Origin of the sequence: Shewanella inventionis (assembly GCF_019931735.1) — a bacterium.
Taxonomy (GTDB): Bacteria; Pseudomonadota; Gammaproteobacteria; order Enterobacterales; family Shewanellaceae; genus Shewanella; species Shewanella inventionis.
The window spans coordinates 1,265,888-1,283,979 of record NZ_CP082926.1; the positions used below are offsets into that span (position 1 = coordinate 1,265,888).

An 18,092-nucleotide genomic window follows, 5' to 3' on the forward strand; every position below is an offset into this window, starting at 1 on the left:
AAGATGTTAATCATACGTCCTATCCGTGCTAGTGATTACGATGCACTTTATAGTATCGCAGTTGAGTCTGGTCACGGTTTCACATCTTTACCCGTTAACGAAGAGTTATTGCGTGCAAAGATAGCTAGGGCAGAAGCATCTTTTACTAAGCAAATTGATAAGCCTTTTGATGAAGGCTACTTAATGGTGCTTGAAGATACCAAAACTGGCCAAGTTGTGGGTACTTGTGGTGTTGAAGCTGCCGTCGGCATGCAAGATGCTTTTTATCATTACCGTTTAGGTACCGAGGTTTATCACTCGTCGCAAATCGCTGTGCGTAATGAAGTTGAAACGCTCACACTCTGTCATGACTATACCGGCGCTGCTGAAGTTTGTACCTTGTTTTTAAAAGATGCATACCGCAAAGGCAATAATGGTCGCATGTTATCTCGTTCGCGTTTTTTATTATTAGCTCAACACCCTAAGCGTTTCGGTGAAACAGTTATCGCAGAAATGCGAGGCGTGAGTGATGAAAAAGGCGACTCACCATTTTATGAATGGTTACAAAATCATTTCTTAGGCATTGATTTTGTCGAAGCAGATTATTTATCCGGCCTAGGCAAAAAAGCCTTTATGGCTGAAATGATGCCTCGCAACCCTGTGTATGTTTGTATGCTGCCTAAAAAAGCGCAGAAAGTGATTGGTGAAGTTCATAAAAATACTAAGCCGGCACTGCGTTTATTACAAGCCGAAGGCTTTAAGTTCCGCAATTATGTCGATATTTTTGATGGTGGTCCAACGGTAGAGTGTGCCTTGAGTGAAATCCGCTCAGTTAAGAAGAGCCGCTTATTAACTGTGTCTGTGGGCAAAATGCCTCACACAGATGACCAATTTATTATTTCCAACACATCGCTTGCTGATTATCGTGCATCAGCGGCAAAACTGTTGGTCTCTGACGAACACGATAATGTTGTGCTTAGCCCTGAAATTGCAGCTGGTTTACTGGTTAGCGATGGCGAGCAGATCCGTGTTTTAGCAATGTAGGAGTAAGAAATGACACAATATATTAATGGCCAGTGGTTAGCTGGTGAAGGTCATGATGTTAACTCAAGCAACCCAGCAAATGCAGAGGTGATTTGGCAGGGTAAAACCGCTACACCAAATCAAGTTAATGCTGCGGTTGATGCTGCTCGTGCAGCGCAATTTGATTGGTTTATGCTGGGCTATGACGCCCGCCTAGCTATTGTAGAAGCGTATCGTTCACAACTAGAAGCAAATAAAGACGAAATCGCTGAAACAATTGCACAAGAAACCGGTAAGCCACAATGGGAAACGGCCACTGAAGTGGGTGCTATGATTGGCAAAATTGCGTTATCTGCCAAAGCGCACGACAAACGTACGGGGACAGAAACTAGCGACTTACCAGCGGGACGCGCGGTATTGCGTCATAAGCCACATGGTGTTGTGGCGGTATTTGGGCCTTATAATTTCCCTGGTCATTTACCAAATGGCCATATTGTACCGGCATTGCTTGCTGGTAACACGGTTGTATTTAAGCCTTCTGAGCTCACACCTAAAGTTGCAGAGTTGATGTTAAAGTGTTGGGACAAAGCCGGTTTGCCAAAAGGGGTGGTTAACCTAGTGCAAGGTGAAGTTGAAACCGGTAAAGCACTGGCTTCTCACCCGCAAATTGACGGGTTATTCTTTACCGGTAGTTCGCGTACTGGTCACATTTTACATCAGCAATATGCAGGCCATCCGGGGAAAATATTAGCCCTAGAAATGGGTGGGAATAACCCACTTATCGTCAAGGGTGTCACTGACACTAAAGCCGCAGTGCATGACATTATTCAATCTGCGTATATCTCATCTGGTCAGCGTTGTACTTGCGCTCGTCGTTTATATGTTGAAGAAGGCGCCCAAGGTGATGCATTAATTGCTGAGCTTGTTAATGCTATTAAGCAAATTAAGGTGGGCCCCTGGAATGCGCAACCACAGCCGTTTATGGGCTCAATGATCTCAGAAACCGCTGCTCGAGGTATGGTTGCAGCACAAGCTACATTGCAATCTCTTGGGGGCGTGTCGTTAGTTGAGTTGACACAAGTTGAAACTGGTAAGGGTATGGTTACACCAGGTTTAATCGATGTGACGAACATTGCTGAGTTACCAGACGAAGAATATTTTGGCCCGCTCTTACAGTTGGTTCGATACCGCGATTTTGACCAAGCTATTCATTTAGCTAATGCAACTCGATATGGCTTGTCTGCTGGCTTACTTGCTGACAGTCGTGAAGATTATGATTATTTCTTAGCGCGTATTCGTGCGGGTATTGTGAATTGGAATAAGCAAATCACGGGAGCTTCTGGTGCAGCACCGTTTGGTGGTGTTGGGGCATCGGGTAATCACCGTGCAAGTGCTTTTTATGCCGCGGATTATTGTGCTTATCCTGTTGCGTCAATGGAAGCTGACAACGTCAGTTTACCAGCCACTTTAAGCCCGGGTTTATCAATTTAGTCGATAAATCAATCGCATGAACCAAGCTGGTAATGTCTAAGCGATATTACCAGCCTTATTATAAGGATTTAACCATGCATACTGACGTAAATACTTTGTTTGCTGAGCTATGGCAAGACTATATTAAGATGACACCCTCTGCGGCAAAGATCCATCAATTGCTTGGCCATGGTGCGGCGATCATTAATGATCATATTGCACTGCGCACGTTTAATATCGCAAAGGTAAATTTAAGCGTATTAGCAAAACATTTCACATCTATTGGCTATGTAGATTGCGGTGATTATAAGTTTGAACAAAAAAAGCTGGTGGCTAAGCATTTTGAACATCCTGATCCTACACAACCTAAGGTGTTTATTTCTGAGCTATTGGTAGAAGAGTTTAGCCCAGAGCTGCAAAAAACTATCCAGGGCTTGATTGAGCAAGTGGATGTCGCGGCCACAACTGCAGATAACTTTATCTATTCTGGCCGTCACTGGGAATTAGATAAAGCAACCTATAAATCACTGTTAGCTGAAAGCGAATATGCAGCATGGGTTGCAGCTTTAGGGTACCGTGCCAACCACTTTACGGTTTCGATCAATGATTTACCGCAGTTTGAGCGCATTGAAGATGTTAACCAGGCACTTAAAGATGCCGGTTTTGTATTAAATACTTCAGGCGGCGAAATTAAAGGTACGCCAGAGGTGTTGCTAGAGCAATCATCTACCATGGCTGATAAAGTGGTCGTTAATTTTACTGATGGCGATGCTGAAATCCCGAGTTGTTTTTACGAGTTTGCTCGACGTTATCCAATGGAAAACGGCAAGCTATACACTGGGTTTGTTGCTGCCTCGGCAGATAAGATTTTTGAAAGCACTAACGCAATGATGTAAAGTCTTGAATGCATATAAAGGCTTAATTGGGTGATCAATTAGGCCTTTTTTATTGTTGTTTTATTGGCTCATAAGTACACTGACACTTAAACCTTTAAGAGAGTCACTTCGCCTAAATTGTAAAGTAAACCCATATTGATCGCAGATTTCTTTTACGATCGATAACCCCAGCCCATGGCCCATGGTGGCTTCATCTAGGCGTGTCCCTCTGGCTGTCAACAAGGCTAATTTGTCTTGTTCAACACCACTTCCATCATCTTTTATTTGCAGCAATATTTCGCCATTTGGCGTTTGTTCAATACACACTCTCACCTGAGCGTTAGCCCATTTAAATGCATTGTCTAGCAAGTTACCAAATAGCTCCATACCATCTTCACGATGAATGGGGATCCTGCTGATTTGATCGGGGTTAGTTACTGTACAATGGATTTGTCTATTATGGTGCACCTTGTGTAAGGTGTTAATTAAGCTGTCAAAATCTTTTGGAACGGTTAATTGTGCCGCTGGTAGCATATCACCGGTAATTCTTGCGGCTGCAAGTTTTCGTTCTATCATTTTATGTACTAAATCTAACTGTTGTTGCATTGCTAATGCTGCCTCTGGGTGAGATAACCCTAAGGTCTCGACCTGTTGCTGCATCACCGCCAGTGGTGTTTTTAACCCATGGCTTAAGTTACCTAGGTTATTTCGGCTTCGCTCAATTTGCTTAGCGGTATAATCTAATAGCTGGTTGTAGGTTTCTGCTAGCGGGCGGATTTCTGCTGGTATTTGGGCAATTTCTAATGAAGCTATATCTCCCTCGCGAAGTTTTGCTAGCGCTCCCTGAATTTGATTTACCGGTTTAAATGATTGACGCAAAATGATGAAAATACCGGCTATCATGGCTAATAACATACCAATATTAATTGCCAGTTTGGTGCCAAAGACTTCGCTAAATACTCTGCGGCCAATACTGAGGTCTTGTGCAACCGTTAAGGTTGCAGTGTTATTGCTATTGGGCGCACCAATGCCAATTGATAGCAGTTGCATATCATTATTTTTGGGGCCTTTGGCTTGCCATACACGCTTTTGTTGTGATTCTAAATTAACGATGTGTAATTCAGCATCCCATAATGACCGTGATCGAATGGTCTTATTTGGCAGATTTAGCTGAAAATAACGCCCAGAATAGGCTGGGCGATAAAAGCTGGATAACTGATTTTGATCGATAACTAATTCGCCATCATCAAGACGGGTTGCAATGATAATGTGTTCTAAATCTTCTTCTAAACGATTAATAATCGAGTCATGAAAAGCATCTCTTAACATGGATTCAAACAAAAATAACCCAATCAGAGTTGCGATAATAATCAAACCACTAAGCCACAGACTGAGCTTAAAGCGAATTGACATCATTGGGCTAGACCGTGAAAGATATACCCTTGGCCGCGGCGGGTTTCAATAGTGGTTTTACCGAGTTTTTTACGCAAATGGGTAACATATACCTCTACCACATTGCTTTCTTTTTCATCGTCAAATTGGTAAAGCTTATCGGTAAGTTGAGACTTAGACAGTAATTTTTTGGGCGACATTAAGAAAATCTTCAGCAGCCTAAACTCCATTGAAGTTAACTCATATTCTTGCTCACCAACCGTCACCTTTTGCTCGTTTTCATCTAGCGTAATACCGCCATAACACAGCTGTTTGGACGATGAGTTTGCTCTGCCATGAGCGCGATGGATTAACGCCTGAATACGGGCTAAAAGCTCTTGCGCATGAAAGGGTTTGCCAAGGTAGTCGTCAGCCCCTGCGTTAAAACCTTCAACTTTTTCGTGCCACTGACTACGTGCTGTGAGCATGATAACGGGCGTATTCACTCCGCGCTCACGCCACTTGGTCACAAGTGAGAGTCCATTTCCGTCGGGTAAACCTATGTCCAGTATTACGCAATCGTAATCGGTTTCACTCATAAGATAATCGGCTTCTACCGCTTTATCAGTAACATCTGTGATATATCCAGCTTGCTTAAGTTGTTTTTCAAGCTCAGCGACCAATAATGGGTTATCTTCAACGAGTAGCAGTTTCATGTTTAGTACATTCGCTCGGTAATTGCTGTAATGGATTTTTCATGCCGTTGACTGCATCTAACTGCAGGTTAATAACATGCCCTTGTGCGAGTTTAAATTGTAAATCGTAGCGCCATTTATCTTGATATTGATAAAGCTGAGCATCAACAAGCTGACCATCACAATACTGCGACACCCAAGTCAAATAATCATCTAATGGGCGTATATTACCAGAAGTCACTAATTTTTGGACTTTATCATGATCAAGTGGGAATTCATTAACAGGAATATCTTGTTGGTCAATGGATAAGGCCATTAAGCTGATAGTGGCGATGAACAAGCTATTCATGTTCGCTCCCAAATAAAAAAAGTGGCGTTCAGAGTATGAACACCACTTTAAATATCTTGGCTTAAATCAAGCTGAAGTAGACATTATTGCCGCTTAAATAGCGTTTATAAATGTCCTAGGGTCTGTTGAACTTTCAAGGTTATTTTTGCAGCGAATTGTTGGCCATTTCTACAAGGCAGAGACTTTGAGGTGTAGTTACTCTACATAAAAAGTCGATAACGCAGTAAAAATGGCCAACAAACGCTGCCCAAAGGGTTCGGCTAAAAACGTTTTACTCTTTGTTAAATGATTCTTTGAAATAAAGAGTTGCTTAGATTGCTAGGCATCAATCCATTCGTCTCGATTAAAACGTTTTTAACTCGAACAAAATTCAACCAGCAAAGACCAGCAGACCCTAGCGTGTACCGTAAACCACGATAGTTTTACCGTGTGCTTGAATCAGGTTTTGCTCTTCAAGCATTTTTAAAATACGGCCAACGGTTTCGCGTGAACAGCCCACGATTTGACCAATCTCTTGACGGGTGATTTTAATCTGCATACCGTCAGGATGAGTCATTGCATCAGGTTGTTTTGCTAAATGTAATAATGTTTGTGCAATACGGCCAGCAACGTCTAAGAAGGCTAAGTCGCCCACTTTTTGGCTTGTGCTTTGTAGGCGGTATGCCATTTGGGCAGAAAGCTTCATTAAGATTTCTGGGTTAACTTGAATAAGCTGTTTGAACTTTTTGTAAGAGATTTCGGCAATTTCACATGCTTGTTTAGCACGAACCCAAGCTGTACGTTCAGCTTGTTCTTCGAATAAACCCAGTTCACCGATAAAATCACCTTGATTTAGATAAGAGAGGATCATTTCTTTACCTTCTTCATCTTTGATCAATACAGCAACAGAACCTTTTACGATGTAATAAAGCGTGTCAGAGTCTTCACCAGCATGGATCAACGTGCTTTTCGCTGGGTACTTATGAATGTGACAATGTGAAAGAAACCATTCTAATGTTGGGTCAGGTTTTGGCTTACCAATCAGAGCCATACGATATTCCTCGATTGATTAAAAATGAAAGTAAGTAATGTCTAATTAAGCATTCTACGCGATTCGAATCGTAAAAACTTTGATAGAGATCGTATTTAGAAGTGTCAGTAGTGTATATTAACCTGTTAAATTTTAGATTAAATTTATTTTGTTTGTGATCAAGGTCAGCTTTTATTTTGTTTGCCTAAGCATATTGTGTTTATTTTTGTCGCTTAACCGATTGAATTATTGGCTGACGCGGGTGTCTATTGAATTGGATAGACGAGTTAGATACTGTTATTAAATACCCGTGATTAATAACACTGATTGTTGTAGAGGTGTGCGTGAACAGATTGAGTCAAATAGTAAGGGCTGCATGCCTGTTGGCAGTGAGTGTGTTAAGTTTACCTGCTTATTCATTTTATGTACCCCCCACAGTGGAGTCTTTGGCTGCCAGTAAGCTGGTGCACATTCAAATAAAAGCGAAACAAGGTGATGTAGACGCGCAGTTTTTATTAGGTTTAATGCATTTATCTGGACGATTTGTCAGTCAAAATACCCAGTTAGGATTGGATTGGGTTAATCAAGCCGCGGCGCAAAATCATATTAAAGCGCAGCAAACTATTGCCGATTTGGCCTTTGAAGGTAAATTATTTGCCCGCGATTTAGCCCTAGCCGAAAAATGGTATTTGGTTATGGCTGACCAGGGAGATAAATGGGCTAATTTTCGCTTAGGTTTTATTTATTCTGCTGGTGGTGATGGGGTCATTCGTAACTGCGGTAAAGCGATGAGCCAATTTAATGCAGCTGGTGATAATGTGTCGCTTGGTAATGTTGCGTGGATTTTGGCAACGTGTCCAGAGGCAGAGTATCGCGATGGTTCGAGGGCAGTGTCTATGTCTCTAAAGCTTTTAGAGCAAAATCAAAATGACCCAACCGTATTAGACAATCTGGCTGCTGGTTATGCTGAAATAGGTGACTTTACCTCAGCCATTGATGCACAAAAGAAAGCCATTCAAGCATTAAAACACAACCCAGATCTGGCGCACAGTGATGAGTTTATTATGCGATTAAAGCAGTACCAAAATAACCAAGCATATCGAGAAATTATTCCATTGATGTAGTAAAGCCAAAATGGTTTAACAGACAAGAGTGCGATGAAGAGGTTTGAGTGAGTTTTCGCTGATGTGCTTGATACGCTAACAGAAAATAGGGGGAATTAGCGCTCAAGCACATCAACTGCCGTTATTTCGTCTGAAATCACGATAAAACAATTGTAGTGTTATTGACTTAAATTAAGCTTAACTAGGCTTGATATCATTGATGTTTTGCAATTCTATTCGCTTATCTAATAAGTCCTTTATTAACGGCGTTAAGATAAGTTCCATGGCTAACGACATTTTCCCACCCGGCACCACAAGAGTATTAACGCGAGACATAAACGAGCCTTGGATCATATTAAGATAATAAGGAAAGTCGACGTTATTAATGCCTCGAAAACGAATAACCACAAAGCTTTCGTCAAGGCTTGGAATGTCTTTAGCACTAAATGGGTTTGAGGTATCAACAGTTGGGACTCGTTGAAAGTTGATATGGGTTCGTGAAAACTGCGGCGTCATGTGATTAATGTAATCATCCATACTGCGCACAATAGAGCCCATGACTTTTTCTCGGCTGTGTCCACGCTCGGTGGTGTCGCGAATGATTTTTTGAATCCATTCTAGGTTGACAATAGGTACCATCCCAATGAGTAGGTCAACGTGTTTTGCTACGTCTGCGTCGTCAGTGACCACACCACCATGTAAGCCTTCGTAATAAAGCATGTCAGTGTTTTCTGGGAGATCTCGCCATTGAGTAAAAGTGCCTGGCATTTGGTTGAAAGGCACTGCCTCATCGAAGGTATGCAAATAACTGCGGGTTTGGCCATTACCTGTCTCACCGTAACTAATGAAGCACTCTTCGAGTTTTTTAAAGTTGTTGGCTTCTGGACCAAAATAGCTAATGTTACGATTTTCAGCCTGCGACTTACGGATTAATACTTCCATTTCTGCGCGGGTGAAATGATGAAAACTGTCGCCTTCAACAAATGCTGCGTTAATACCAAGCTGCCTGAATATGTGCGTAAAGGCAGTCGTTGTGGTCGTTGTGCCAGCACCAGATGAACCGGTTACAGCAATAATAGGGTGTTTTGCTGACATGATATTTGCCTACGTTTGTGATTCACCAAAGAAAATCGAGCCATTAGTTATACGGTAATCATCACCTTTGGGTCAATTATTCACGGGTGATAATGTTAATATTTATAACAAATTATTGCGTAATCATGCAGCTTAATCATTAAATCTCGCAGCAACATGCTCTCGTTGACGGATCGCTATCGACTCATCTTCTTCGCTATACTCTACTACTAAATCGCCTTTTTTTAATGCAATCTTACAGCGTTCAGTGGCATTTATCAGTTGCTGCTCATCTACGTCACTAAAGCTGCCATCTTCAAGTTGCGAAAGTAAATACTCTTTTATCATTGCTTGTAGCGTTTCTTGCGGTAATGACAATAATGCATCGTATGGTACCAGCATGGTTACTCCTTATGCGTGTCTTTGAGGGTGAACGGCTTATTGATGCTGGCCAATAAAAAGGTGATTATTCGCTTTTCTAAATAGAATTGGGGTTTCCAGGGCCAGCCGCCCTCAACAAAGCCAACATGTCCACCAAATCGATGGAGTTCATATTCAACCATGGGCGATAATTGATCTTTGCTTGGGATCACATCGTCAGTCATAAAGGGATCATCTTGCGCATGGATAACTAATGTCGGTTTAGTGATATATTGTAAATAGGCTATCCCGCTCGATTTTTCATAATAGTCGTGAGCGCTTGTAAAGCCGTGTAACGGTGCCGTGACTTTGTCATCAAACAAGTAAAATGTATTGAGCATTTTAAGCTGTTTTTTGGTGATGGGCATTTGCTCTGTGAGATTTGCCGTATTGATTTTATCGAGCATTTTTCGCTGTAAACGTTTAATTAAAAAACGCTGATAAACCGTTGAAAATCCACTTTCTAAGCGTTTGGCGCAGGCGCCTAAAGTTAGCGGCGCCGACACCACTACAGCCCGTTCGAGTAAATTATTTTGCTGCAGGCTGCCCTGATACTTGGCCAGCACATTTCCACCTAAACTGTACCCCACAGCATAGAGCGCAGAGTCTGGGTAGTATTGTTTCAATTGCAATAAGGTATATGCTAGGTCGTCAACGTCGCCGCTATGATAGCTTCGTGCTAAGCGGTTAGGTTCTCCTGAGCATCCTCTATGATGATGTACAACAGCTGCTATTTTAGCTTTTTTAGCCTCAAGCAGTATTCTGCGTGCATAGTGTGATTCTGTGTTGCCTTCAAGCCCGTGTAGAATGACTAATATAGGTTCACCGTTTTGTGCTTGGCCTAACCAATCTAAATCAATAAAATCGCCGTCGGGTAATTCTTGTCTTTGCCTAAACGTTGCTGGTTTGGCTACTTTAAAAATAAACGGTAGAATCGTTTGAATGTGGGGACTTGCTGCCCACCATGGTGGAGAAAACATCTTGTTCATAGAAGGCATATTTCTGCAATAGTTTGTGAATATTTAAACGTGTGTTTAAATGTTGCTCATGCCACTTTAGCACATAAAAATTACTGACAACAATAACCCTAAGGGGAAGTAAATGAAGCGACGTACCTTTCTCACAGGTGCTTTTGCAGGAACAGCTGCACTAGCACTTGGCGTTAATCTGTATTCGCCAACATTAACAACCACGCCTGATGATGTTCATCATCGTGTGCTTTTTAGTGTGTTCATCCCTATTTTCCTCGATGGCAGTTTACCTGAGGTGCCGAGCCACAGAGAAATAGCCATTAATCGCACTTTAGATGCTATTACGCAATCAATTAACCATTTACCGCAAGCCCAACAAGATGAGCTAATGGAGCTCTTAGATTTGCTTGAAGGCCGTTTGGGTTTGTTGTTGCTTAGTGGCAGTATGACGCCGTTATTAGGGCGTGAACCTCAGCAATTAATCGATATGCTAGAGTTTTGGCGCTTCAACTTTCTCGATATGCTAAAAGTAGCCTACACAGGGCTGCGTGAGCTTATTATGGCCAGTTATTATGCTTGTCCTGAACATTGGGGAAACTTGCGTTATGCTAAGCCAACTTTTTTGGTTAGCCCTTAAAATTAACTCAGTGTGAAGGAGTATTCTCTTGGCTATTATTGATCCTATTATTACTGGGTTACGTTCAGGCTGGCATCATATTGATGCCAGCACATTGCAAAAGAACCGTCATTTTGAGGCCGATGTGGTTATTGTGGGGACGGGAGCTGGTGGCGGTACTGCCGCTGAAATTTTATCGCAAGCTGGCCTGAAAGTGATAATGATTGAGGGCGGCGCATTAAAATCTTCCACTGATTTTGACATGGAGGAGCGTCATGCATACCCTAATTTATACCAACAGGCCGCAGCATTAAAAACAGCGGATAAAGGTGTCAGTATATTTCAGGGGCGAACAGTGGGTGGGTCAACTACCATCAACTGGACAACCTCTATTCGTACCCCCGAACCGACCTTGGATTTTTGGCAGCAGGCTAAATCTGTTAAGGGGTTGTCTGCAATTGAGTTACAGCCATGGTTTGAAAAAATGGAGCAGAGGCTCAATATTGAGCAATGGCAATATGAAGCAAACCGAAATAACGCTGCACTGCGACAGGGGTGTGAAAAACTCGGCTGGGAATACACCGTCATTAAACGTAATGTTAAAGGGTGTTGGAATACCGGTTATTGCGGAATGGGCTGCCCAGTTAATGCTAAGCAATCTATGTTGGTGACTACCATACCTGGGGCGCTTGAACATGGCGCGACCTTAATATCGCGGGCAAAAGTGGTTAAGCTTGATTATAAAGGTGACAAGGTTGTTGGCCTTACCGCACAAGCCATGAGTGAAGGATTTAAACCAACAGATTTACAGATTACATTTAGTGCAAAGCATTATATTTTAAGTGCTGGTGCTATCCATACCCCAAGCATTTTGATGCGTTCTAATACTCCAGATCCCCATAAACAACTCGGTAAAACCTTTTTGCATCCGTCTTTGTTGTCTGGTGGTTTATTTGCAGAACAAATTAATGGCCATAGCGGTGCACCGCAATCGATTTATTCTGATGAGTTTGTTTGGCGCGATGGCGCTGTTGGTGATTTGGGATATAAACTTGAAGTTGCCCCTGTTCACCCCGTGCTGATCGCTTCAAAGACCATAGGTTATGGTGTGAGTCATGCACAGTTAATGGCCAATTTTAATCAAATGCAAGTCACTATTGCCTTGGTCCGCGACGGTTTTAATGAGCAAAGCCCAGGTGGACAAGTACGCTTAACCGATGACAGTTTCGTACTGGATTACCCGTTAACTGACGGTTTTTGGCAAGCAGCGCGCCGTGCATTTTTATCGATGGCTGAATTACAATTTGCAGCAGGCGCCAAAAAAGTGCTGCCAATGCATGACGGACTGAGTTTCTTCGATTCTTGGAATGATGCTAAGCAAGGTATTAACCAGCTTGATTTAGGATTAATTAAAACCATTGTTGCGTCTGCGCATGTGATGGGCGGTTGTGCCATGGGTGAAGATAAAACCCAAGCCATGGTGGATAGCTTTGGCAATTCACATTACTTAGAAAACCTGTCGGTGATGGATGGTTCAGTGTTTCCGACGAGCCTTGGTGCTAACCCACAATTGTCTATTTATGGCATTGTGGCTCGTAATGCGACAGCCTTAGCGAAAAAGCTGACAGCAAAATAAACAATGCCGAAATTTTAATTCAGGGGTAGGATTAGATGGCGCTGTCATCTAATCCATAAATGCTCAAGTAGGTATTAACATTGCTGCTTATTCCTGCGCTTGTCGTGAGAGGTTGTCCGTTTATTAAATGCAGCTTTTGTAATAGTAACTGTTGTGACTTTCGCTCCATTATCAATTCGACTTCAAGCATTTTTTGATAGTCATCTTCTGGCAAATGCTTTTTGGCGATACGGCGTAATTTACGATAAGGCACTAGTACTGAGTCTTCCCATTTTTCGATAACACTTAGCATGCTTTGCCATTGTTCTACAGACAACATAAAAGCATGTTTATCAAGATATTGTGCTAAAAGTAATATGTTTACATTAACCTGATAACTATCTTGCAGCTGGATATAAGCGCTTGGCTTTTGGCTGTAAGCGAGTTCGCATTGATGCCACAATGTGCGGTCGAACATCGGGCGATTGAGTGTGGTAGGCATTGGGTTTCCTTGGGCGTTTATGGTTAAACGCCAAAGTCAAAGTGGGTATTATTGAACAGCTTGTTCAATTGCTTCAATTTGTTCTTGTAGCTCTAACCAGTTCATTTCACTTTCGTCCATATCCTGGGTCAAACGGGTTCTCTCATTAAGCACTTGAGTCATTTTTGCTTTGTTTTCAGCCTCGTATAAGCTGCCATCGGCCAGTTCTGTTTCTAACTCTGCTAAGCGTTGTGAGATCTTTTGTTGTTGAGTTTCTAACTTGGCTTGTTGCTTTTTAAGTGGTGAGGTTTTTTGTCTTAGCTCTGCTTCAATGCGCTTTTGTTGCTTTTTGTCAATTTGATCGCCAGCACTTGCTTGGGCCTCGCTCTTATTATTGGCTTGTGCAGCTTTTGCGGCGTCGAGTAACCATTGATGATAATCATCTAAATCACCATCAAAAGGCTTTACAACACCTTGATCAACCAAGTAGTAATCGCTGCAACTTAGGCGTAACAGGTGACGGTCATGGGATACAATTACCATGGCACCTTCAAAGCTTTGCAGCGCCATGGTTAATGCATGACGCATCTCTAAATCTAAGTGGTTGGTGGGTTCATCGAGTAACAGCAGGTTAGGGCGTTGCCACACCAACAATGCCAATACTAGACGGGCTTTTTCACCGCCAGAAAATGGTCTAACAGGGGCAAGTGCCATGTCGCCATTAAAGCCAAAACCACCTAAAAAGTTACGTAACTCTTGCTCGCGCGTACTGGCAGGCGCCAGGCGAACTAAGTGCTGTAAGGGGGAGTCATCTAAACTTAAAAACTCAATTTGATGCTGAGCAAAATAACCAATATTAAGCCCTGGATTGGGTTGGTACTTACCCGTTTTTGCATGCAGTTGGCCAGATAATAGTTTAATTAAAGTTGATTTACCGGCACCATTTCGCCCTAACAAACCAATACGGGCACCGGGTACTAGATTAAGCTGTACTTGTTGTAAAATGGTTTTGTCATTGTAGCCGATAGAGACGTTTTCCATGACCACAAGTGGATTTGGCAGAGCTTCTGGCTCTCTAAATGCCATTTGGAAAGGGTTATCAACCTGTGATGGTAATAACTCTGCCATGCGTTCAAGTGCTTTTAAACGGCTTTGGGCCTGTTTGGCTTTACTGGCTTTATAACGGAAACGATCAACAAACGATTGCATATGTGAGCGTTCTTTTTGTTGGCGTTCATAGGCGACTTGTTGCTGCGCCATGCGCTCTGCTCTTACACGTTCAAAGGCACTGTAATTGCCTTTGTAAAAATTGAGCTTATGGTTTTCAACATGAACAATCTCATCAACAATACCATCTATAAAATCACGGTCGTGACTGATAAGAATTAACGTGCCTTGATAAGATTTAATCCAGCCTTCTAACCAGTACATGGTATCTAGGTCTAAGTGGTTGGTTGGTTCATCGAGCAACAATAGATCGGAGCGACATAAAAGTGCTTGGGCAAGGTTAAGGCGCATACGCCAGCCACCCGAAAAGCTTTTAACTGGGTTGCTTTGTTCTGCTTCGCCAAAGCCTAAACCGGCAAGCAATGCTCCAGCGCGTGCGCGAATGGCATAACCACCAATGGCGTCAATTTTTCCGTGAATGAGCGCGATAGCATTGCCATCATTATCATGTTGAGCTTGATTGAGTTCAGCTTCAAGTTGACGAAACTCAGCATCGCCATCTAGTACGTATTCGAGTGCAGAGACATCAAGCGCTGGTGTTTCTTGCGCGACGGTGGCAATTTGCCAGCCTGCAGGCAAACTAAAGTCGCCTTTATCAAGGTGTAAATGACCGAGTATTAGCGCGAGCAAAGATGACTTACCGGTACCATTCGCGCCAACTAATCCCACTTTATGCCCTGGGTAGATGGTTAGGGAGGTGTCATCGAGAAGGGTTTTGCTGCCGCGAATTAATTGAGCTTGGCTAATGTTGATCATTAATTACAACTTGAATATTGAATTGAGAATAATGGCGTAGATAATAGCGTATTTGTAAATTTTTTCCCACAATCGCGGGACGTAACAAGGCTAATAGGGCAAAATAGTCGTATACAGTTTAATAGGTAAATTGACGTAGAGTAAATGATGACCAAAATAAAAAAACGCTTTGTAGCTGGCGCTAAATGCCCTAAATGTGGTGCTCAAGACAGTATTTTATTGTTTAAAGAAAACGGTATCGAAACTGTTGAGTGTACAGACTGCGACTACCGGGCTTTACAAACGGATATTGAAGTGCCGAAAAAAGCCAGCGGCAATATGATAGGTGTGTTTAAGCCAGATTAAATTTAACAGGGCCAATGAGCTCCCTGTTAATTGCTCATGTATTCATCTGGAGGGGTTTCAGCAGAGATTTTCATTTTATGCTGATTCAACACTCTAATAACGTTAATGTTATTTTTAGTTAATTCGTTAAAGCGTTCGGTGATCTCTTGTAGCTCAAGGCCATAACTTGGATCATCTTTAGGCTTTGTTTGCCAGTAACGTTTACGATCCAACTTTTGAATTTCACTCGCACGAAGAATTTCAAAATAGCTGTTTTCTTGCTTGAGTCGATAGATTTCAGCATCTAAGAGCTGGAGCAGTTTTTCTTTGGAGATAGTTTGTTTATTGAGTAGCGCTTTGAGTGGATCTTCTTTTAATTCACGTTTGTCTGAATCGACTTCAGTGGTGATCCCGAGTTGGTATTCGATTTTGTGTTGGCGAAATTCTTGCGGGCAAACGGTTTGACTGAACACGACTTTGTCGTCTTTCATGCATTTGTAAATAGTATTAGCATGAGCACCAAAAGTGCTCAATGCAAACAACATGAATAACAGTCTTTTTGCCATACGGCCACACATCCTTTTGCTATAATCTTTTGATTTTAAGACTAAAATTAGCCTGTTTATCACTGTGCCCATGCCGCAACTGACCACCTTGTCTTGTTGCATCATACCTCATTTGGTTTTCATTCAACGTCGTTGACTTTTTGCCTGCCGGTGTCTGAAAACGCATTTGTTAACACTGTGATAAACACTTTGATTTAATTGAGCAGATTAGCACAATTTTATCTTACGCAAGTAAGACATTCGCCATTCACGCTACCGGATATTCACTATAGTTGAACTCTATTTGCTCAACTTGGAGAAACAGCCCAATGAAGTGGTGATGCAACTTCTGATCAAATATGGGTCAAGTTTAGCGATAAAACCAGTTTTTTGACAATTGATTTTTGATAAAAATGAACAATCTTTGTTTTTTATTTTATCAACTTAGCGAAATTAAAATGAATTCAGCCTTTGATTGTTATTCGGGGTGACGAGAAAATGACACATTGTCAATTAAGCGTGCTTTACCTAGGTAAGCTGCCGCAATCACCACAAGTTGGTTATCGTTGGGCATGGCTTGAGCGAGTGTGTTAGCGTTTCTAACTTCAAAGTAATCAGGGGTAAAACCTGCTTTTTTGAGTTGTTCTAATGCGTGCGCAATGGCGTGTTGTGGGTCTTCATTGTGCTGAATTGCATTAATCACATGATCTATTGCGCGCTTTAGTGCTGCAGCATTGTGTTTTTCATCTTCAGTTAAATAGCCATTGCGTGAACTCATTGCTAGGCCCGACGCTTCGCGAATAGTATCAATGCCTATAATCTCAATTGGCATTGATAAATCTTCTACCATGGTTTTGATGATTAACAATTGCTGAAAATCTTTACATCCAAACAAGGCAATGTCTGGTTGAACAATATTAAACAGTTTGGCGACAATGGTTGCAACGCCACGAAAATGACCAGGACGGCTGGCACCACACAACTCATCGCCTATGTTGGGCACTTCAATGTAAGTTTGCTTGGTTAACCCTTTAGGGTAAATAATCTCTGGCGTTGGAGTGAATAACAGCTCTGCGCCAGCATTTACCAGCTTTTCACTGTCTTGTTCTAGCGTGCGAGGGTAGCCGTCTAGATCTTCTTTAGGTCCAAACTGCATTGGGTTAACAAAAATAGATACCACTACGTGATCTGCACGGTTTTTAGCTTCGTTAACCAAGGTGATATGGCCTTGGTGTAAATTGCCCATCGTCGGTACAAAAGCAACTGTTTCGCCTTTTGACCGCCACGCTTTTACCTGTTCACGAATGGTTGAAATTGCCGCAGTGGTAATCATGGTATTGTCGAACCTTACTCTAAAATAGGATGTTAACGCTGCTATTTATGCAGCAAAAAAGTTAGTTAAATGTGTGTTCTTCTGCAGGGAAGGTGCCATTAGCCACTTCATCAATATAGGCTCTAATTGCTGAGCGGATTTCACCTGTTTGCTTAAGGTAGTTTTTAGAAAAGCGAGGAATGTAGCCGCTTGAAATACCTAACACATCATGCATTACCAAAATTTGACCGTCTGTGTCAGCGCCTGCGCCTATGCCTATGACAGGAATGGTCAGAGCTTCGGTGATGGCTTTAGCCAATTGTGGTGGTATGCATTCAACCACTAATAATTGTGCGCCAGCGGCTTGCAGGGCTTTAGCCTCATCAAGAATGCGCTGCGCATTTTCTGCATCGCGTCCTTGTACTTTAAAACCACCAAACACATGCACAGATTGAGGTGTTAACCCTAAGTGCGCACATACCGGGATACCGCGCTCAGTCAGCATTTTTACGCTTTCAAGTAACCAATGCCCACCTTCGACTTTAACCATATTGGCACCTGCCTGCATTAGCATTGCTGCGTTGGTCATTGTTTGTTCTGGCGTGCTATAGCTCATAAATGGCATGTCAGCGATTAATAACGCGCGTGAAATACCGCGCTTAACACATGCAGTGTGATAAGCAATATCGGCAACCGTTACGGGCAGAGTGTCATCATGGCCTTGCAAAACCATGCCAAGAGAGTCACCCACTAGCAGTACGTCTACGCCTTCATTATCAAATGCACCGGCAAAGCTAGCATCATAGGCGGTTAGTGCGGTGAACTTTTTGCCTTCTTTTTTGAACTTGATTAAGGTTGAGCTGGTGACTTTTGACAT

Annotated in this window: 19 protein-coding genes; 7 read left to right on the forward strand and 12 right to left on the reverse strand. The window is 42.3% G+C overall.

Annotated features, from left to right (window positions below; genetic code table 11):
- Nucleotides 1–3 precede the first annotated feature (3 nt).
- The 3 genes from astA (at nucleotide 4) to K8B83_RS05850 (ending at nucleotide 3,368) form a co-directional block, all read left to right on the forward strand.
- Nucleotides 4–1,023, forward strand: a complete 1,020-nt coding sequence (gene astA / locus K8B83_RS05840; protein WP_188736481.1) for an arginine N-succinyltransferase — start codon at nucleotides 4–6, stop codon at nucleotides 1,021–1,023.
- Between the two features lie 9 nt (nucleotides 1,024–1,032).
- Entirely contained in the window at nucleotides 1,033–2,493 is a 1,461-nt protein-coding gene (gene astD / locus K8B83_RS05845; protein ID WP_188736482.1) for a succinylglutamate-semialdehyde dehydrogenase, read from the forward strand.
- A 74-nt stretch (nucleotides 2,494–2,567) separates the two neighbouring features.
- Nucleotides 2,568–3,368, forward strand: a complete 801-nt coding sequence (locus K8B83_RS05850; protein ID WP_188736484.1) for a DUF1338 domain-containing protein — start codon at nucleotides 2,568–2,570, stop codon at nucleotides 3,366–3,368.
- Between the two features lie 60 nt (nucleotides 3,369–3,428).
- Here K8B83_RS05850 and K8B83_RS05855 read toward each other — a convergent pair whose 3' ends face one another.
- The 4 genes from K8B83_RS05855 to crp all read right to left on the reverse strand — a co-directional run bounded on the left by K8B83_RS05855 (nucleotide 3,429) and on the right by crp (nucleotide 6,792).
- Nucleotides 3,429–4,763, reverse strand: a complete 1,335-nt coding sequence (locus K8B83_RS05855; protein ID WP_188736486.1) for an ATP-binding protein — start codon at nucleotides 4,761–4,763, stop codon at nucleotides 3,429–3,431.
- The gene (locus K8B83_RS05860; RefSeq protein WP_188736488.1) at nucleotides 4,760–5,434 is read right to left on the reverse strand and encodes a response regulator transcription factor; all 675 of its coding nucleotides are present in this window, start codon (nucleotides 5,432–5,434) and stop codon (nucleotides 4,760–4,762) included. The genes K8B83_RS05855 and K8B83_RS05860 overlap by 4 nt, the downstream gene beginning before the upstream one ends.
- A complete protein-coding gene (locus K8B83_RS05865) occupies nucleotides 5,415–5,762 on the reverse strand; it encodes a PepSY domain-containing protein (protein WP_223419292.1) in 348 nt (115 codons plus the stop codon). The genes K8B83_RS05860 and K8B83_RS05865 overlap by 20 nt, the downstream gene beginning before the upstream one ends.
- Nucleotides 5,763–6,156: 394 nt before the next feature.
- Complete coding sequence (crp, locus tag K8B83_RS05870; RefSeq protein WP_130598440.1) at nucleotides 6,157–6,792, reverse strand: cAMP-activated global transcriptional regulator CRP; 636 nt, start codon at nucleotides 6,790–6,792, stop codon at nucleotides 6,157–6,159.
- A gap of 323 nt (nucleotides 6,793–7,115) precedes the next feature.
- On the opposite strand from crp, the gene K8B83_RS05875 reads away from it, so the two are divergent.
- On the forward strand, nucleotides 7,116–7,895 hold the full coding sequence (locus tag K8B83_RS05875) for a tetratricopeptide repeat protein (protein WP_188736493.1): 780 nt from the start codon (nucleotides 7,116–7,118) through the stop codon (nucleotides 7,893–7,895).
- Between the two features lie 177 nt (nucleotides 7,896–8,072).
- Here the strand turns inward: K8B83_RS05875 and K8B83_RS05880 are convergent, their stop codons facing one another.
- The 3 genes from K8B83_RS05880 to K8B83_RS05890 all read right to left on the reverse strand — a co-directional run bounded on the left by K8B83_RS05880 (nucleotide 8,073) and on the right by K8B83_RS05890 (nucleotide 10,357).
- A complete protein-coding gene (locus tag K8B83_RS05880; RefSeq protein ID WP_188736495.1) occupies nucleotides 8,073–8,969 on the reverse strand; it encodes a phosphoribulokinase in 897 nt (298 codons plus the stop codon).
- A gap of 132 nt (nucleotides 8,970–9,101) precedes the next feature.
- Nucleotides 9,102–9,350 (reverse strand): YheU family protein, encoded by a 249-nt coding sequence (locus K8B83_RS05885; RefSeq protein ID WP_188736497.1) that lies wholly within the window; start codon nucleotides 9,348–9,350, stop codon nucleotides 9,102–9,104.
- Between the two features lie 2 nt (nucleotides 9,351–9,352).
- The gene (locus K8B83_RS05890) at nucleotides 9,353–10,357 is read right to left on the reverse strand and encodes a hydrolase (protein ID WP_188736499.1); all 1,005 of its coding nucleotides are present in this window, start codon (nucleotides 10,355–10,357) and stop codon (nucleotides 9,353–9,355) included.
- A 112-nt stretch (nucleotides 10,358–10,469) separates the two neighbouring features.
- Between K8B83_RS05890 and K8B83_RS05895 the strand changes: the two genes are divergently transcribed.
- Nucleotides 10,470–10,976: a TAT leader-containing periplasmic protein gene (locus K8B83_RS05895; RefSeq protein ID WP_188736501.1), complete on the forward strand. Its 507-nt coding sequence runs from the start codon at nucleotides 10,470–10,472 to the stop codon at nucleotides 10,974–10,976.
- A 28-nt stretch (nucleotides 10,977–11,004) separates the two neighbouring features.
- Complete coding sequence (locus tag K8B83_RS05900; protein ID WP_188736503.1) at nucleotides 11,005–12,591, forward strand: GMC family oxidoreductase; 1,587 nt, start codon at nucleotides 11,005–11,007, stop codon at nucleotides 12,589–12,591.
- A 31-nt stretch (nucleotides 12,592–12,622) separates the two neighbouring features.
- Here the strand turns inward: K8B83_RS05900 and K8B83_RS05905 are convergent, their stop codons facing one another.
- Nucleotides 12,623–13,072 carry a TIGR02444 family protein gene (locus tag K8B83_RS05905; protein ID WP_188736505.1) on the reverse strand — a complete coding sequence of 150 codons (450 nt, stop codon included), beginning with the start codon at nucleotides 13,070–13,072 and terminating at the stop codon, nucleotides 12,623–12,625.
- Nucleotides 13,073–13,120: 48 nt separating this feature from the next.
- Nucleotides 13,121–15,034 (reverse strand): ABC transporter ATP-binding protein, encoded by a 1,914-nt coding sequence (locus K8B83_RS05910; RefSeq protein ID WP_223419294.1) that lies wholly within the window; start codon nucleotides 15,032–15,034, stop codon nucleotides 13,121–13,123.
- A 144-nt stretch (nucleotides 15,035–15,178) separates the two neighbouring features.
- Between K8B83_RS05910 and K8B83_RS05915 the strand changes: the two genes are divergently transcribed.
- The gene (locus K8B83_RS05915; RefSeq protein WP_188737874.1) at nucleotides 15,179–15,379 is read left to right on the forward strand and encodes a YheV family putative zinc ribbon protein; all 201 of its coding nucleotides are present in this window, start codon (nucleotides 15,179–15,181) and stop codon (nucleotides 15,377–15,379) included.
- Nucleotides 15,380–15,405: 26 nt separating this feature from the next.
- On the opposite strand, the gene K8B83_RS05920 is transcribed toward K8B83_RS05915, so the two are convergent.
- The 3 genes from K8B83_RS05920 to panB all read right to left on the reverse strand — a co-directional run bounded on the left by K8B83_RS05920 (nucleotide 15,406) and on the right by panB (nucleotide 18,092).
- Nucleotides 15,406–15,924, reverse strand: coding sequence for a DUF4124 domain-containing protein (locus tag K8B83_RS05920; RefSeq protein WP_188737872.1), 519 nt, complete (start codon nucleotides 15,922–15,924; stop codon nucleotides 15,406–15,408).
- A gap of 457 nt (nucleotides 15,925–16,381) precedes the next feature.
- A complete protein-coding gene (gene panC, locus K8B83_RS05925) occupies nucleotides 16,382–17,236 on the reverse strand; it encodes a pantoate--beta-alanine ligase (protein WP_188737871.1) in 855 nt (284 codons plus the stop codon).
- Between the two features lie 61 nt (nucleotides 17,237–17,297).
- A complete protein-coding gene (panB, locus tag K8B83_RS05930) occupies nucleotides 17,298–18,092 on the reverse strand; it encodes a 3-methyl-2-oxobutanoate hydroxymethyltransferase (RefSeq protein WP_188737869.1) in 795 nt (264 codons plus the stop codon).

Bases quoted from the DNA above. Each gene is read 5' to 3' on its own strand.
- K8B83_RS05915 (WP_188737874.1), top strand. From the start codon at position 15,179: ATGATGACCAAAATAAAAAAACGCTTTGTAGCTGGCGCTAAATGCCCT.
- K8B83_RS05920 (WP_188737872.1), bottom strand. From the start codon at position 15,924: ATGGCAAAAAGACTGTTATTCATGTTGTTTGCATTGAGCACTTTTGGT.
- K8B83_RS05905 (WP_188736505.1), bottom strand. From the start codon at position 13,072: ATGCCTACCACACTCAATCGCCCGATGTTCGACCGCACATTGTGGCAT.
- K8B83_RS05850 (WP_188736484.1), top strand. From the start codon at position 2,568: ATGCATACTGACGTAAATACTTTGTTTGCTGAGCTATGGCAAGACTAT.
- K8B83_RS05890 (WP_188736499.1), bottom strand. From the start codon at position 10,357: ATGAACAAGATGTTTTCTCCACCATGGTGGGCAGCAAGTCCCCACATT.
- K8B83_RS05865 (WP_223419292.1), bottom strand. From the start codon at position 5,762: ATGAATAGCTTGTTCATCGCCACTATCAGCTTAATGGCCTTATCCATT.
- astD (WP_188736482.1), top strand. From the start codon at position 1,033: ATGACACAATATATTAATGGCCAGTGGTTAGCTGGTGAAGGTCATGAT.
- K8B83_RS05880 (WP_188736495.1), bottom strand. From the start codon at position 8,969: ATGTCAGCAAAACACCCTATTATTGCTGTAACCGGTTCATCTGGTGCT.
- astA (WP_188736481.1), top strand. From the start codon at position 4: ATGTTAATCATACGTCCTATCCGTGCTAGTGATTACGATGCACTTTAT.
- K8B83_RS05855 (WP_188736486.1), bottom strand. From the start codon at position 4,763: ATGATGTCAATTCGCTTTAAGCTCAGTCTGTGGCTTAGTGGTTTGATT.
- K8B83_RS05910 (WP_223419294.1), bottom strand. From the start codon at position 15,034: ATGATCAACATTAGCCAAGCTCAATTAATTCGCGGCAGCAAAACCCTT.
- panC (WP_188737871.1), bottom strand. From the start codon at position 17,236: ATGATTACCACTGCGGCAATTTCAACCATTCGTGAACAGGTAAAAGCG.
- crp (WP_130598440.1), bottom strand. From the start codon at position 6,792: ATGGCTCTGATTGGTAAGCCAAAACCTGACCCAACATTAGAATGGTTT.
- K8B83_RS05895 (WP_188736501.1), top strand. From the start codon at position 10,470: ATGAAGCGACGTACCTTTCTCACAGGTGCTTTTGCAGGAACAGCTGCA.
- K8B83_RS05885 (WP_188736497.1), bottom strand. From the start codon at position 9,350: ATGCTGGTACCATACGATGCATTATTGTCATTACCGCAAGAAACGCTA.
- panB (WP_188737869.1), bottom strand. From the start codon at position 18,092: ATGTCAAAAGTCACCAGCTCAACCTTAATCAAGTTCAAAAAAGAAGGC.
- K8B83_RS05860 (WP_188736488.1), bottom strand. From the start codon at position 5,434: ATGAAACTGCTACTCGTTGAAGATAACCCATTATTGGTCGCTGAGCTT.